At 62.8% G+C, this 13,971-nt stretch carries 15 protein-coding genes; 5 read left to right on the top strand and 10 right to left on the bottom strand.

What is annotated here, in order from left to right; genetic code table 11:
• Nucleotides 1-8: 8 nt before the first annotated feature.
• The 5 genes from AC07VI_RS20530 to AC07VI_RS20550 all read right to left on the bottom strand — a co-directional run bounded on the left by AC07VI_RS20530 (nt 9) and on the right by AC07VI_RS20550 (nt 5,511).
• Nucleotides 9-677: an SDR family oxidoreductase gene (locus AC07VI_RS20530; RefSeq protein WP_086148089.1), complete on the bottom strand. Its 669-nt coding sequence runs from the start codon at nt 675-677 to the stop codon at nt 9-11.
• A 74-nt stretch (nt 678-751) separates the two neighbouring features.
• Entirely contained in the window at nt 752-1,948 is a 1,197-nt protein-coding gene (locus AC07VI_RS20535) for an acetyl-CoA C-acyltransferase (RefSeq protein WP_099375456.1), read from the bottom strand.
• Nucleotides 1,941-3,743, bottom strand: coding sequence for a bifunctional isocitrate dehydrogenase kinase/phosphatase (aceK, locus tag AC07VI_RS20540; RefSeq protein WP_086148087.1), 1,803 nt, complete (start codon nt 3,741-3,743; stop codon nt 1,941-1,943). The genes AC07VI_RS20535 and aceK overlap by 8 nt, the downstream gene beginning before the upstream one ends.
• Before the next feature lie 53 nt (nt 3,744-3,796).
• The gene (locus AC07VI_RS20545; protein ID WP_077398251.1) at nt 3,797-4,981 is read right to left on the bottom strand and encodes an isovaleryl-CoA dehydrogenase; all 1,185 of its coding nucleotides are present in this window, start codon (nt 4,979-4,981) and stop codon (nt 3,797-3,799) included.
• Between the two features lie 125 nt (nt 4,982-5,106).
• Nucleotides 5,107-5,511, bottom strand: a complete 405-nt coding sequence (locus AC07VI_RS20550) for a MerR family transcriptional regulator (protein WP_086148086.1) — start codon at nt 5,509-5,511, stop codon at nt 5,107-5,109.
• A gap of 706 nt (nt 5,512-6,217) precedes the next feature.
• On the opposite strand from AC07VI_RS20550, the gene AC07VI_RS20555 reads away from it, so the two are divergent.
• On the top strand, nt 6,218-6,625 hold the full coding sequence (locus AC07VI_RS20555; protein WP_034753756.1) for a hypothetical protein: 408 nt from the start codon (nt 6,218-6,220) through the stop codon (nt 6,623-6,625).
• 89 nt (nt 6,626-6,714) lie between these two features.
• Nucleotides 6,715-7,041, top strand: coding sequence for a hypothetical protein (locus tag AC07VI_RS20560; RefSeq protein ID WP_086148085.1), 327 nt, complete (start codon nt 6,715-6,717; stop codon nt 7,039-7,041).
• A gap of 149 nt (nt 7,042-7,190) precedes the next feature.
• Here the strand turns inward: AC07VI_RS20560 and AC07VI_RS20565 are convergent, their stop codons facing one another.
• The 5 genes from AC07VI_RS20565 to AC07VI_RS20585 all read right to left on the bottom strand — a co-directional run bounded on the left by AC07VI_RS20565 (nt 7,191) and on the right by AC07VI_RS20585 (nt 11,508).
• On the bottom strand, nt 7,191-7,805 hold the full coding sequence (locus AC07VI_RS20565; protein ID WP_492991893.1) for a UbiX family flavin prenyltransferase: 615 nt from the start codon (nt 7,803-7,805) through the stop codon (nt 7,191-7,193).
• Nucleotides 7,798-8,109 (bottom strand): Grx4 family monothiol glutaredoxin, encoded by a 312-nt coding sequence (gene grxD / locus AC07VI_RS20570; RefSeq protein ID WP_034753766.1) that lies wholly within the window; start codon nt 8,107-8,109, stop codon nt 7,798-7,800. Before grxD ends, AC07VI_RS20565 begins: the two co-directional genes overlap by 8 nt.
• A gap of 73 nt (nt 8,110-8,182) precedes the next feature.
• The gene (locus AC07VI_RS20575; RefSeq protein ID WP_492991891.1) at nt 8,183-8,695 is read right to left on the bottom strand and encodes a GNAT family N-acetyltransferase; all 513 of its coding nucleotides are present in this window, start codon (nt 8,693-8,695) and stop codon (nt 8,183-8,185) included.
• A 4-nt stretch (nt 8,696-8,699) separates the two neighbouring features.
• Entirely contained in the window at nt 8,700-11,048 is a 2,349-nt protein-coding gene (locus AC07VI_RS20580; protein WP_086148082.1) for a Tex family protein, read from the bottom strand.
• Between the two features lie 94 nt (nt 11,049-11,142).
• Nucleotides 11,143-11,508 (bottom strand): hypothetical protein, encoded by a 366-nt coding sequence (locus AC07VI_RS20585; RefSeq protein ID WP_099375459.1) that lies wholly within the window; start codon nt 11,506-11,508, stop codon nt 11,143-11,145.
• 266 nt (nt 11,509-11,774) lie between these two features.
• On the opposite strand from AC07VI_RS20585, the gene AC07VI_RS20590 reads away from it, so the two are divergent.
• From AC07VI_RS20590 to AC07VI_RS20600, 3 genes are read left to right on the top strand one after another with little or no spacing between them, the layout of a single operon-like run.
• A complete protein-coding gene (locus AC07VI_RS20590) occupies nt 11,775-12,428 on the top strand; it encodes a secretin and TonB N-terminal domain-containing protein (protein WP_193068928.1) in 654 nt (217 codons plus the stop codon).
• Nucleotides 12,429-12,430: 2 nt separating this feature from the next.
• Nucleotides 12,431-12,988: an RNA polymerase sigma factor gene (locus AC07VI_RS20595; RefSeq protein WP_086148570.1), complete on the top strand. Its 558-nt coding sequence runs from the start codon at nt 12,431-12,433 to the stop codon at nt 12,986-12,988.
• Nucleotides 12,981-13,928 (top strand): FecR family protein, encoded by a 948-nt coding sequence (locus AC07VI_RS20600; protein ID WP_099375461.1) that lies wholly within the window; start codon nt 12,981-12,983, stop codon nt 13,926-13,928. Before AC07VI_RS20595 ends, AC07VI_RS20600 begins: the two co-directional genes overlap by 8 nt.
• The last annotated feature ends 43 nt before the right edge of the window (nt 13,929-13,971 follow it).

Below are 13,971 nucleotides of genomic sequence, written 5' to 3' on the forward strand. Positions count from 1 at the left end.
TCGGGGAGTTACCAGGCGATGGGCTTGCCGTCGTAGTTGCGGAACACGGCCTTGTCCGTGGCCGGCAGGCTGGCCAGGGTGGCGCGGATGCCGGCGGCGCTTTCTTCCGGGGAAATATCGGCGCCGGCGCCGCCCATGTCCGTGCGCACCCAGCCCGGGTGGAAGGCCACGCAGCTGACGCCTTGCGGGCCATGCACGAGGGACGTGTCGATCAGCACGGAATTCAGGGCGGCCTTGCTGGCGCGGTACAGCGAACCGCTGGGGTTGCCCCGCTCGCTCAGGGAACCCATGTGCGAAGACAGCACGGCCAGCTTGCCCCTGGCATTGGCCACCAGCGGCGCCAATATCGGCAGCAGGCGCATGGCGGCCAGCACGTTGGTGTGCATGACGAGGTCGAAATCGGCCTGCGCGGGAAAACCGTCGTGGCGCGGGCCGTACACGCCCGCGTTGAGGATGGCCACGTCGAGCTTTTCATCGTCGAGCTTCCAGCCCAGGCCGGCACAGCCTTCCACGTCCGTCACGTCGAGCTGGTGCGCTTCGGCGCCCAGTTGCTTGAGGGCCTCGCAGGCGTCCGGCGTGCGCGCCGTGGCGATGACCCGCCAGCCATCGTGGCGGTATTGACGGACGAGCTCGTGGCCGATGCCGCGCGAGGCGCCGATGATCAATGCGGTAGGCATGTTTTTTCTCCCTGGTAGTCAAATGAAAAGGCGCGCACCGTGAACTGCCGTGCGCGCCCGTGCTCAGGAAGAGCTTATACCAGTTCGATCGCCATCGCCGTCGCTTCGCCGCCGCCGATGCACAGCGCCGCCACGCCGCGCTTGCCGCCCGTTTTCTTCAGGGCGCCCAGCAGGGTGACGATGATGCGCGCGCCCGAGGCGCCGATCGGGTGGCCCAGCGCGCACGCGCCGCCGTGGATGTTGATCTTGCTGTGCGGGATGTCGAGGTCGTGCATGGCGGCCATCGGCACGGCGGCGAATGCTTCATTGATCTCGAACAAGTCCACATTGCTGCTGCTCCAGCCCGTCTTGGCGTAGAGTTTTTTCACCGCGCCGATGGGGGCCGTGGTGAACTCGTTCGGCGCCTGCGCGTGCGTGGCGTGGCCGTGGATTTTCGCGAGGATGGTGCAGCCCAGTTTTTTCGCCGTCGATTCGCGCATCAGCACCAGGGCTGCCGCGCCATCGTTGATCGACGAAGACGAGGCGGCCGTGATGGTGCCATCCTTCTTGAAGGCGGCCTTTAACGTCGGGATTTTTTCCAGGCGGGCCTTTTGCGGGCCTTCGTCGATGCTGACGATGGTGTCGCCGCCGCGGCCGGAGACAGTCACGGGCACGATTTCCCAGGCAAAACTGCCGTCCTTGGTGGCCGCTTGCGCGCGTTTCACGGATTCGATGGCAAACGCATCCTGCGCTTCGCGCGTGAAGCTGTACTGGCTGGCGCACTCTTCGGCAAACGTGCCCATCGAGCGGGCATTGCCCTTTTCATCGCGGCTGTAGGCGTCTTCCAGGCCATCCATCATCATGTGGTCGTAGATCATGCCGTGGCCGATGCGGTAGCCGCCGCGCGCCTTCGGCACCAGGTAGGGGGCGTTGGTCATCGATTCCATGCCGCCCGCCACCACCACGTCGGCGCTGCCGGCGAGCAAGGTGTCGTGCGCGAACATGGTCGTCTGCATGGCCGAGCCGCACATTTTCGACAGGGTCACGGCGCCGGTGGAGTCTGGCAAGCCGGCCTTGCGCAAGGCCTGGCGCGCGGGCGCCTGGCCCTGGCCGGCCATCAGGCAATTGCCGAAAAAGACGTGCTCGACGGCGTCCGGCGCGATGCCGGCGCGCTCGACGGCGGCGCGGATGGCGACAGCGCCCAGGTCGCTGGCGGTAACGTTGGCAAAGTCGCCCTGGAAGGCGCCCATGGGGGTGCGCGCGGCACCGACGATTACGACTGGATCATTCATTTGGATCTCCGGTAGGGGGTGGGGATTGCGGCTGCTTACAGAAACGAAGGTGTTGCGGATAGGGAAAAACGTCCTCGATATGGCCGTCGAGGATGCGCTGCTTGCGCGCCTGCCAGTAGGCGGCCGTCAGCAGGTCGGCATGGTGCTGCATGAAATGCTTGCGGATACGGGGATTGCCCAGCAGAAAACTGCCGAATTGTTCGGGAAACACATCGTGCTTGCCGATGGGATACCACGGTTCGGCCGACATTTCCTCCTCCTCTGTGCGCGCCTCGGGGATGGCGCGGAACTGGCAATCGGTGATGTACTCGATTTCATCGTAATCATAAAATACGACACGCTGATGACGTGTCACGCCAAAGTTCTTGTACAGCATATCGCCAGGGAAAATATTCGCCGCCACCAGTTCCTTGATGGCGTTGCCGTATTCCACAATGGCATGCTCGACGAGGTCATCACGACCCTCCTTCTCGGCATTGCTCAGCCACATGTTCAGCGGCACCATGCGCCGCTCGATGTACAGGTGGCGGATGATGATCTGCTCGTGGTCTTCCTCGACCAGCGACGGCGCGAAATGCCTGAGTTCGGCCAGCAGTTCCTCGGCAAAGCGGGCGCGCGGGAAGGCCACGTTGGAATACTCGAGCGTGTCGGCCATGCGGCCCACGCGGTCGTGGTGCTTCACCAGCAAATACTTTTCCTTGACTTGCGCGCGCGTGGTTTCCTTCGGCAGCGGAAAGAAATCTTTGATCACCTTGAAGACGTAGGGAAACGACGGCAGCGCAAACACCAGCATCACCATGCCGCGGATGCCGGGCGCGATCTCGAAATGGTCCGAGGAATGTTTTAAATGCTGCAGGTAATCGCGGTAAAACAGCGTCTTGCCCTGTTTTTGCAAGCCCAGTATCGTATAAATCTCGCTGCGGGGTTTGCGCGGGAGCAAACTTCGGAGAAATTGGACGTAGGCGGACGGCACTTCCATATCGACCAGGAAATACGCGCGCGTAAACGAAAACAGCACGGCGATCTGCTCGTGTTCGAACAGCACCGTGTCGAGCACCAGCTTGCCGTGGCGGTTGTGCAGGATGGGCACGACGAACGGGTATTCGCGGTTGCCGTTGATGCCCTTGCCGACCAGGTAGGCGCCCTTGTTGCGGTAGAACAAACTGGTCAGGACCTGGATCTGGTGGTTCGCTTCCACCCTGTCGCCGCCGAACAGCTGATACAGGCGCGCTTCGACCTGGGCCACGTCGCGGTCCAGGTCGGCAAACTTGCAGTTCAGCTGGAAATTCGTCACCATGCGCTTCAGGGTGAAGCGCAAGCCGTCCTTGCCTGGGTAATACACGCGGTAGGTGGGCACCAGCTCTTCCGTCTCGATGTATTCCGTCGACACGACGGGGCGCACGAAAATATAATCGTTGTGGAAATAGGTGCGGTGCAGGATGTTGCAGCAGACGGAATTGAAGAAGGTTTCCGCCAGTTCCGGCTGCTTGTGGTCGCTCAGCATGCCAATGTAGTGCAGCTTGAGTTCGCGCCACACTTCGTCGCTTAACTCCGACTCTTCGTACTCATCTTCGAGCATCTGCACGCATTCCTGCACGCGCTTGTCATAAAAGCCGATGCGCTCGCGGGCTGCCGTTTGCGCCGCGGCCCACGCGCCCTGCTCGAAATACAGGCGGGCTTGCTGGCTGCTGGCGCGGAACAGCCGGTAATGCTTGTCGAAGCCGTCGCGGATGGTGCGCGCGATATCGAATGCAATCTGTGAAGAAAGCAGTTTAGGGAAGGCAATTTGCGTCATGTGTGTGCTCGCATGAAGACACCCTCACCCAGTCGATATCCGCGCAGCCGCGCTTACTTGGTTTCGGCAAACAACTCTCGGCCGATCAGCATGCGGCGGATTTCGCTGGTCCCGGCGCCGATTTCGTACAGCTTGGCGTCGCGCCACAGGCGGCCGGCGGGAAACTCGTTGATGTAGCCGTTGCCGCCCAGGGCCTGGATCGCCTCGCCGGCCATCCAGGTCGCCTTCTCCGCACTATACAGAATAGCGCCGGCTGCGTCCTTGCGCAGCTGGCGCACGGCTTCCGGCGTGGTGGCGCGGTCGCAAGCCTGGCCCACGGCGTACACATAGGCCTTGCACGCCATCATGGTCGAATACATATCGGCCAGTTTGCCTTGCATCAACTGGAATTCGCCGATGGGCTGGCCGAACTGCTTGCGGTCATGCACGTAGGGCACGACCAGGTCCATGCAGGCCTGCATGATGCCCAGCGGGCCGCCTGACAGCACGGTGCGCTCGAAATCGAGGCCCGACATCAGCACGTTGACGCCCTTGCCCAGGCCGCCCAGCACGTTTTCGGCCGGCACTTCGCAATCCTGGAACACCAGTTCGCCCGTGTGCGAGCCGCGCATGCCCAGCTTGTCGAGTTTTTGCGCGATGGAAAAACCCTTGAAATTCTTTTCGATCAGGAAAGCCGTCATGCCGCGCGGGCCCGCTTCCAGGTCGTTCTTCGCGTACACCACCAGCACGTCCGCGTCGGGGCCGTTGGTGATCCACATCTTGGTGCCGTTCAAGACCCAGCGGTCGCCCTTGAAATCGGCGCGCAGCTTCATGCTGACGACGTCCGAGCCGGCGTTCGGCTCGGACATGGCCAGGGCGCCGATGTGCTCGCCCGTGATCAGTTTCGGCAGGTACTTGGCCTTTTGCTCGGCCGTGCCGTTGCGCTTGATCTGGTTGACGCACAGGTTCGAGTGGGCGCCGTAGGACAGGCCGACGGAGGCCGAGGCGCGCGAGATTTCTTCCATGGCGATGATGTGCGCCAGGTAGCCCATGCCGGCGCCGCCGTATTCTTCGCTGACGGTGATGCCAAGCAAGCCCATGTCGCCCATCTTGCGCCACAGGTCCATGGGGAACTGGTCGGTGCGGTCGATCTCGGCCGCGCGCGGCGCGATTTCGGCGGCGGCAAATTGTTGGATCGCTTCGCGCAGGGAGGCGATGTCTTCGCCGTGGTCAAAGGTCAAGCCTGGGAGATGGAGCATGTCGTCCTCGTCGTTATAAGTGTGGCGCTCATGGGTGCCGGGTCAGTGAAGCTATGATACTCAGTTGTGACGTTTACGTAAACGTAAAGTGATGCGTGTGCGGCCTGCGGCTGCCGCGTGGCCACTCAGTTTGTTTGCGCCTGATCAAGGTTCAAGTCCGCCAGCATGCGCGCGCACGCTTCTTCGTGCGAACTGATTTCCGCCAGCGCCATTTCGATATCGATGCGCTGCTGCTCCAGCGTCTGCCGGTGCTGCGCCAGCACGCCCAGGAAGCGGTCCATCTGCGCGCGCGTGTCCTTCGGCGACTCGTACATGTCGACCAGGCTCTTGATTTCCGACAGGGCCAGGCCCAGGCGCTTGCCGCGCAGGGTCAGCTTCAGGCGGGTGCGGTCGCGCGGCGTGTAGACGCGGTTGCGTCCGCCCGCACCTTCGCGTTTCGGACTGAGCAAGCCCTGGTCTTCATAGAAACGGATGGCGCGCGCCGTGATGTCGAATTCCCGCGCCAGTTCGGTGATGGTATAGGTTGTCATTGTTGCGGGCGGTGTCAGGTGCATGGATGGTCGGTGGCTGGATGGGGGCTGGGCGGTAAGAGGGGGCAAGGTGCCGTTTACGTCAACGTCAATACTATTGTAGCGTGCCCTGCCCGTGCTGCAACAAAAGAAGGCGTAGACGGGGCAATTTGGCGAATAAGGCAACAATTACTGAAAATAAATTGATTCGTCGCCCACAAACGCGCTTAAGATCGAGAGTTGGTGGCCAACATGACACCAAAAAGAGCTTTCTTGGCGTAATGGCGACATTTTTTTCACGTCGATGGCAGTAAAATTTTTTGGCGCCAACACTTGCCAATGAGAACGACCGAAAAACAACGTTTCACTATGGGAACGCCGACATTTATGTTTCTATATTGAAAACAAAATGGCCCTTCTGAAAACTTTGTCTACGAGAAATTGTATTACACGGGCATTGCGCGAATCGGTAGACGAGGGCATTATCCGATACCGTACGTTGTAGTGCCAAACCGAGGCTTTGAATCGTGCTGCAGTGCGAAAATCAAGGCCAGCCGCGAATTTGACCCGAAGCCACGCAGGATCACAAGAGAAAATTCGGCGCAGTTTTTCACCTGAAAAGCCCTGCCGGAGTGTTAATTGTTAATTAATGCATTTTTCAAATGTAACAATCTGTATGGTCATTCAAGAAACTGACTTTCATGTTACAACATGAAATAGTACACCTATGAATTCTTCTAACGAACGCGAAAGCTTCAGCCAGCGACTTCAGTTGGCTCTCAAAAACGCCCATTATTCTCCAGACAGCCCGACCAGACTGGCCCGGGAATTCAATATCCGTTTCGACGGGCGCCCGATTACCGTGCATGCTGCTAGGAAATGGTTGGTAGGTGAAGCAATTCCCACGCAAGAGAAATTGCGCATGATTGCCCAATGGCTGGGCGTGCCTGCGGAATGGTTGCGCTTTGGCGGCCCGGAAAGCGCCACGCCGAATGGCGAAGCGGGCAGCGCCTTGTCGCGTTTTGAGTCCGCCGATGTGAAATTAATTGCCGATTTGCAAAGATTAGATGAACATCATCGTCAAATCGCGCGTGAATTTATTCGCATGCTGGTCAGAGTCAACTACCAAAAGTAATCATTCTGGCCTCTTCAGGCCGGCGCCGTCCGCTTTTCGCTGGCGGCGCATCTTATGTTCTTTTATTTGCGCAGAGTCATACTGGAGACATGATTTTGCCGCACAATAAGACCTCGCATGTTGCGCTGCAGCGGAATTATTTGACAATAATCCCGCCCGCAGCGGCGCAGCGGCCAATACCAGCGCATAATCACAGCAGAAGCAGCCAGTTCATCCACTACGGAGCCGAGCATTTGAGCCGTCTTATGAAAAGTAACTACAGCAATACCGCGCAGCTGAAGGACTTGATGACCGTGCCCCCCATGACTGCCGCGCAGCATGCGGAAGTGATGCGCAAACGGATCGCCCACCGCCGGATGGTGGAAGAGGCCAGGGATTTGAAGCAGGCCAGTGCCCACCAGTTCGACAAGAGGTGAGGGATGCCTGACCAAAGCTGCTGCGCGTCGGCATAGGTAGTCTGTGATGCTCAGCGTACTACAGTACGGTTGCGCTTCTCGACCACCTCTTCCTTCCGCTCGCTACGCTTTTGTCAGGCATCGTGATGCCAGTTAATTCGTGACGCCAACTAGAGGATAGGGGTGTCGCCAGCGGACTTCAAACCATTCCACCGTGGCGCCAGGCTATGCTCGATGCCGAGCAGGTCGATGACGCGCGCCACCGTATGGTCGACCATGTCCGCAATGCTCTGTGGGTGGTGATAAAAGCTGGGCAAGGGCGGGAAGATGATGCCGCCCATTTCGGTGACGGCCGTCATATTGCGCAGGTGCGCCAGGTTGAACGGCGTTTCGCGCACCATCAGGATCAGGCGGCGGCGCTCCTTGAGCACCACGTCGGCGGCCCGCGTGATCAGATTGTCGGACAAGCCATGCGCGACGGCCGCCAGGGTCTTCATCGAGCACGGCGCGACGACCATGCCATCCGATTGAAACGAGCCGCTGGCGATCGAGGCGCCGATGTCGCGCAGCTTGTGCACCACGTGCGCCTGCGCTTCGATTTCCTTGCGCCCCACGCCCGTTTCCTGGTGCAGGGTCAAAACAGCGGCATCGGACAGGACCAGATGCGTCTCGACGCCGGGAGTGGCGCCGAGCACTTGCAGCAGCCGCAAGCCATACACGGCGCCCGTGGCGCCCGTGATGGCCACGACGATACGGCGCGGCCGCTGCGATTGGCTATCAGGCATCGAGCAGGGACTTCAGCTCGCCCGATTCAAACATTTCATTCATGATATCGGAACCACCGATGAATTCGCCTTTGACATACAGCTGCGGAATGGTTGGCCAGTTCGAGTAATCCTTGATGCCCTGGCGCACTTCCGGGTCATCCAGCACGTTGACGGTAGCGATGTTTTCCACGCCGCATGCTTTCAGGATCTGGATGGCGCGGCCGGAAAAGCCGCACTGCGGGAACTGGGCCGTGCCCTTCATGAACAGCACGACTGGCGTGTTCGTCACGGTTTCTTTGATCCAGGTTTGTACGTCGCTCATAGCTGCCTCTGATGGGTAAATAAATAGATGCCGTCATTTTATAAGAAAACGCCGGCACGGGTATGCGCTCAAGTCATAAATCGGGCAAGTCAGCCACGTTGAGGCTCGTTGTGACGAATAACTGCTTGCCCAGGCAGGTCGATTGCGCCGCGCCCACGTATTTGCCCCAGGCAAGGACCGGCACATAGCCATGCCGGGCATAAAACGCCGCGGCGCGGGTATTCGCCACGCGCGTGGACAAATGCAGGGCCTGGTAGCCATGTGTACGCGCCTGCGCCTCCACATGGGCCAGCAGGGCCGCGCCCACGCCTGTGCTGCCGGGGCGCGCATACATGCGCTTGAGTTCGCCTATGGAACTGTCCGGCTCGCCCAGCGGCCGCAGGGCGGCGCAGCCGAGCAGGGCGCCGCTGGCATCGCGGGCCAGATAAAAGCCGCCGCGCGGCATTGCCGCCTCCACGTCGAAGGAGGAGCGGCCGCTGTCGCCATTGATACGCAGCAAGGCTGCCGATAATTCGTCGAGCAGCAACTGCGCATCGGGGCCGGCGGCGTCCACCGCCAGGATGACAAGGTCATGCCTGGCGGCCATGGGCTTAGCCGCGCAGCTTGGCGAAGGCGGCGGCCATGCTGCCGGCCGGCTCGGGCGCGTTGCGCGACTGCGACTGGTGCTGCGCCATGCTGCGGCGGTCGTTGCGGTCGCCACGCTGCTCGGGCTTGCTGCCGGCCTGCGGCGCGCTGTCCGTCAGGCGCATGGTCAGCGCGATGCGCTTGCGCTTCTCGTCGACTTCCAGCACTTTCACGCGCACGACTTGCCCCGCCTTGACCACCGTGTGCGGGTCTTTCACAAACGTGTTCGACAGGGCCGAGATGTGCACGAGGCCATCCTGGTGCACGCCGATGTCGACGAAGGCGCCAAAGGCGGCCACGTTGGTGACCACGCCTTCTAAAATCATGTCCGGACGCAAGTCGCGGATTTCTTCCACGCCTTCCTTGAAGGTGGCGGTGGTGAACTCCGGACGCGGATCGCGGCCCGGCTTTTCCAGTTCCTTCAGAATGTCGGAGATGGTCGGCACGCCGAAGGTGTCATCCGCGTATTTTGCGGGGCTCAGGGTTTTCAGCAGCGCCGTTTCACCGATGACGGCCTTGATGTCCTTCTTGATGTCGGCCAAAATCTTTTCCACCAGCGGGTACGATTCCGGGTGGACGGCCGAGGCGTCCAGCGGGTTCTCGCCGCCCATCACGCGCAGGAAGCCGGCCGCCTGTTCATAGGTCTTGTCGCCCAGGCGCGGCACGGCCTTTAACGCCGCGCGCGAGGTGAACGCGCCCTTCATGTCGCGGTAGGTGACGATGCTTTGCGCCACGCTGGCCGACAGGCCGGAGACGCGCGCCAGCAGGGGGGCGGACGCCGTGTTGACGTCCACGCCCACGGCATTCACGCAATCTTCCACCACGGCATCGAGCGAGCGGGCCAGCTGGCTTTGACTGACATCATGCTGGTACTGGCCCACGCCGATCGATTTCGGGTCAATCTTGACCAGTTCGGCCAGCGGGTCTTGCAGGCGGCGCGCGATCGACACGGCGCCGCGCAAGGACACATCCATGTCCGGCAACTCCTTCGAGGCGAATTCGGACGCCGAATATACCGACGCGCCCGCTTCCGAGACGACGATCTTCGTCATCTTCGCTTCCGGATGCTGCTTGATCAGGTCTTGCGCCAGCTTGTCCGTTTCGCGCGAGGCGGTGCCGTTGCCAATCGAGATCAGAGACACATTGTGCTTGGCGGCAAGACGGCCCAAGGTGTGCAGGGAGCCGTCCCAGTCGTTCTTCGGCTGGTGCGGGTAGATCACGGCCGTGTCGACCACTTTACCGGTGGCATCGACGACGGCGACCTTGACGCCCGTGCGCAGGCCGGGATCGAGGCCCATGGTGGCGCGCTGGCCGGCCGGCGCGGCCAGCAGCAGCGCTTTCAGATTGGTGGCAAAGACGTTGATCGCATCAAGTTCCGAGCGTTCGCGCAGCGCGCCCATCAGTTCCGTTTCCAGGTGCATGAAGCTTTTCACGCGCCAGGTCCAGCGCGCCGTGTCCGCCAGCCATTTGTCGGCCGGGCGGCCTTGCTGCTTGATGCCGAAGCGGGCGGCGATGCGGCCTTCGCACGGGTTGTGCGGCGCGTCCCATTTCGGTTTTTCCGCTTCCGTGTCCAGGCGCAGGGTGACGTCGAGGATGCCCTCGCGGCGGCCGCGCAGCAGGGCCAGGGCGCGGTGCGATGGCACTGTGGAAATGGTTTCCGAGTAATCGAAATAATCGGCGAATTTTTCGCCTTCGTCCTGCTTGCCTTCCACCACTTTCGATTCGACGATGCCGTGTTCCTGCACGTATTCGCGCAGGGTTTGCAGCAGCGTTGCGTCTTCGGCGAAGCGCTCCATCAGGATCTGGCGCGCGCCGTCGAGGGCCGCCTTGGTGTCGGCCACGCCCGGATTATTCCCGTCGGCACTGGTAAACGCCTCGCGCAGGAACTTGCCCGCTTCCGTTTCCGGCGTCAGTTCCGGGTTCTCCAGCAAGCCGTCGGCCAGCGGCATCAGGCCCGCTTCGATGGCGATCTGCGCCTTCGTGCGGCGCTTCTGCTTGTACGGCAGATACAAGTCTTCCAGCCGCGTCTTGTCTTCCGCGTGCATGACGGCGTCCAGCAGCGCGGGCGTCATCTTGTTCTGTTCCGTGATCGAGGCGACGATGGCGGCGCGCCGCTCTTCCAGCTCGCGCAGGTAGCGCAAGCGCTCTTCGAGCAGGCGCAGCTGGATATCGTCGAGGCCGCCGGTCGCTTCCTTGCGGTAACGGGCGATGAAGGGCACGGTGGCGCCTTCGTCGAGCAGTTCGATGGCGGCGGCAACCTGCACCGGTTTGGCGGCAAGTTCAAGGGCAAGGCGTTGTTCGATAGTGGGCAGCATGGTTGTTTCCAGAGCGATCAAGCCTGGAATGATACGCAATCGGCGCGATTGCGCAATCTTGACAGCGCAAATGGACTGTGCGTTGACAACAGCGTCAGCGGGGCGGCAGCAGCGGGCTGGCCGGCGGCGGCGCCGGCGGGCGCTGCGGCGTGACGGATTTGCCAAAGGCATTGCCCATGCGGTGTTCGAGGGCGGCGCGGTTGTACAGGCCCAGCTGGTTCGATGGCCGCAGCACGGTCGCTTCGGCGCCCGACAGGGCGGGCGGACGCCTGGCTGCGGCGCTGGCTGGCGGCAGTAATTTTTCGCTGAGGCAAGACATCGATTGCTCGCGCTTGCCCGCGACCTCCACTTCCACGCAGCCCGTCTCCGGCGCGGCCGCTTTCACGACGACGGTGTTGTCGGCCGCGTGCAGGGGCAGGGCGGCACAGGTCAGAAAAAGAGTCAGCAACAGACGCGTCATGGCGGCTCCCGATATGGGGTGGACAGGCTGCCAGCATAGCAAAGTCATATGTCGCAGTGATGACACGCCAGCCCGCCAACTATGTGACCCATGTCATGCAGTTGTCATTTTATGAAGCTACCATCTTGCCATTCTGCTTGAAACATTGCAGTCAAGACACTTCATACGCAGGCTCTCGTTGATTTCCCTGGAAAATGACACGAACTCACCGCCGCACCGCAACAGGCAACGCCCTGGCCCTGTCCGCTTGTTTGTTGATGACATTCATGACATTCATGCGCCCGGCGGCGGGCGCGGCCGGCAATGACGCCGGCACGCCGGCCACCGTGCGCTTCGACTTGCCCGCGCAGCCGCTCGACGCGGCCCTGGTGGCGTTCGGCGAAGTGACCGGCTATTCCGTGCTGGTCAGCAGCCAACTGGCGGCGGGGCGCACGGCGGCGCCCGTGCGCGGCGACTACACGCCGGCCGAAGCGCTGCAGCGCCTGCTGGCAGGCACGCAGCTGGGCGCGCGCTTCAGCGGCAGCAATGCCTTCACCCTTCTGGCGCTGGCCGACGCCCCCGCGGCGCCGGCGCCTGCACCGGTCGCCGCCCCAGCCGCGCCGCCGCTGCAGGGCTATGCGGCCGTCCTGCAGCGCTCGCTCACGCGCGCGCTGTGCCGCTTGCATCCGGACGCCTTCGGCCGCTACCGCCTGGCCTTCCAGCTGTGGCTTGACGAGCGGGGCAAGGTGCGCGCCGTGCATGTGCTAGAAGCGAGCGGCGTGGCGCAGCGCGACAACGCCGTGGTGCAGCGCCTGCGCAGCCTGCTGATGGACGGTGCGCCACCCATGGGCTTGCCGCAGCCGCTGACGATCCTGCTGACGCCGCGGCCCGACCCCGGCGCCGATTGCGCGCCGTATCTGGCCGTGGCCGGGGTGCCTTGACCATGCCGGAATTGTTGAAAACCACCTTGCGCAAGCTGTTCCTGGAACGCTACGGACAGTTTCGCCGCCACCTGCAGCGCCGCCTGGGCTCGGAAGACCTGGCCAACGACGCGCTGCATGAAACGTATTTGCGGGTGGAAAAGATGAACGCGCCCGAGGCGATCAGCTATCCGTCCGCGTATTTGATGCGCATCGCCATCAATATTGCGGAAGATCAACGACGCGACAATGCACGCCTGCTCAGCCTGCCCGATATCGACGATCTGTACGAGATGGCCGACGAGCTGGCCGATCCGGCCCGCACCTTCAGCGCGCGCGCCGAAATCGAGGAGCTGGAACGGGCCTTGCAGGAGTTGCCGAAACGCCGGCGCGCCATCGTCATCGCCGCCCGCGTCGACCAGTTGCCGCACCGCGACATCGCCGAGCGCTTCGGCATTTCCGCCCGCACGGTGGAGAAGGAATTGCGCGCCGGCCTGGAACATTGCTGCGCGCGCATGGGCCGCGATTTCATCCAACGCTTCGGTCCCGGGGCCGGAAAAACGTCTAAACATCATGACTGAACAAGCGGAAGACGACATGGGTGTCATCGAACAGGAAGCGCAGGCATGGGTGGTGCGGCTGGCCTCGGGCCAGGTGACGGAGCGCGACGCGCAAGTGTTCCGCCACTGGTGCGCGCGCAGCCGCAGGCATGCCAATGCCTTTGCCGAGGCGCGCGCCGTGTGGGGCGCGATGGCGCCGGCCGCGCGCGCCGTCAAGCGGGCGCAGGCGCCCGTGAACGTGGCGCGGCGCGCCTGGCTGGGCGGCGCAGTGGCCGCTTCGCTGGGCTTGCTGGTGCTGCGTCCGCCCACGGACCTGTGGCCGGCCATGGCGGGCCTGGCCGCCGACTACGCCACCGGCACGGGCGAGCAGCGCGCGCTGGCGCTCGACGGCGGCGTGCAGGTGCAGATGAATACGCAGACGCGCCTCGATGCGGCGCCCGTGCAGGACGGCACGGCGGCGCTGGTGCTGCTGGCCGGCGAGGCGGAATTCCAGGCCGGCCCGCGCGGCGCGGCGCGCCTGCGCGTGCAGGCGGGCGACGGCAGCGTGTCGGCCGGCAGCGCGCGCTTCAATATCCGGCTGTTCGGCCAGGAAGTGTGCGTGACCTGCCTGGCGGGCCGCTTGCGCGTGATGCAGGCAGGCAACGATGCGGAACTGGCCGCCGGCGAGCAGCTGCGCTACCGGCCCGAGCATTTCGGCCTCACGCGCGCGGTGGCGGCCAGCGAAGTCAGCGCCTGGCGCCAGCGGCTGCTGGTTTTTAAACAAAGCACCCTGGCCGAGGTGGTGGCGGAAGTGAACCGCTATCGTCCCGGCAAGCTGATCCTCAATGGCGAGACCCTGAAACAGACCCGCGTGCAAGCCAGTTTTTCGCTCGACCGCCTCGAAGACGTGATCGCCCTGATCCAGGATGCGTATGGCGCGCGCGTGACGCGCTTGCCTGGTGGCATCGTGCTGTTCGGCTGAGTCCCGCCTTGGCGCGCCAAGGCGGGGCACCAAGGCGGGGCGC

This window comes from Janthinobacterium sp. GW821-FHT03A03 (assembly GCF_059421435.1).

What these genes read in the sequence shown, in the direction of transcription:
- AC07VI_RS20535 (WP_099375456.1), bottom strand. Translation starts at nt 1,948, where the DNA reads ATGAATGATCCAGTCGTAATCGTCGGTGCCGCGCGCACCCCCATGGGC.
- grxD (WP_034753766.1), bottom strand. Translation starts at nt 8,109, where the DNA reads ATGAGCGACGTACAAACCTGGATCAAAGAAACCGTGACGAACACGCCA.
- AC07VI_RS20560 (WP_086148085.1), top strand. Translation starts at nt 6,715, where the DNA reads ATGATTTTGCCGCACAATAAGACCTCGCATGTTGCGCTGCAGCGGAAT.
- AC07VI_RS20530 (WP_086148089.1), bottom strand. Translation starts at nt 677, where the DNA reads ATGCCTACCGCATTGATCATCGGCGCCTCGCGCGGCATCGGCCACGAG.
- AC07VI_RS20550 (WP_086148086.1), bottom strand. Translation starts at nt 5,511, where the DNA reads ATGACAACCTATACCATCACCGAACTGGCGCGGGAATTCGACATCACG.
- AC07VI_RS20585 (WP_099375459.1), bottom strand. Translation starts at nt 11,508, where the DNA reads ATGACGCGTCTGTTGCTGACTCTTTTTCTGACCTGTGCCGCCCTGCCC.
- AC07VI_RS20575 (WP_492991891.1), bottom strand. Translation starts at nt 8,695, where the DNA reads ATGGCCGCCAGGCATGACCTTGTCATCCTGGCGGTGGACGCCGCCGGC.
- aceK (WP_086148087.1), bottom strand. Translation starts at nt 3,743, where the DNA reads ATGACGCAAATTGCCTTCCCTAAACTGCTTTCTTCACAGATTGCATTC.
- AC07VI_RS20555 (WP_034753756.1), top strand. Translation starts at nt 6,218, where the DNA reads ATGAATTCTTCTAACGAACGCGAAAGCTTCAGCCAGCGACTTCAGTTG.
- AC07VI_RS20595 (WP_086148570.1), top strand. Translation starts at nt 12,431, where the DNA reads ATGCCGGAATTGTTGAAAACCACCTTGCGCAAGCTGTTCCTGGAACGC.
- AC07VI_RS20565 (WP_492991893.1), bottom strand. Translation starts at nt 7,805, where the DNA reads ATGCCTGATAGCCAATCGCAGCGGCCGCGCCGTATCGTCGTGGCCATC.
- AC07VI_RS20545 (WP_077398251.1), bottom strand. Translation starts at nt 4,981, where the DNA reads ATGCTCCATCTCCCAGGCTTGACCTTTGACCACGGCGAAGACATCGCC.
- AC07VI_RS20580 (WP_086148082.1), bottom strand. Translation starts at nt 11,048, where the DNA reads ATGCTGCCCACTATCGAACAACGCCTTGCCCTTGAACTTGCCGCCAAA.
- AC07VI_RS20590 (WP_193068928.1), top strand. Translation starts at nt 11,775, where the DNA reads ATGACATTCATGCGCCCGGCGGCGGGCGCGGCCGGCAATGACGCCGGC.
- AC07VI_RS20600 (WP_099375461.1), top strand. Translation starts at nt 12,981, where the DNA reads ATGACTGAACAAGCGGAAGACGACATGGGTGTCATCGAACAGGAAGCG.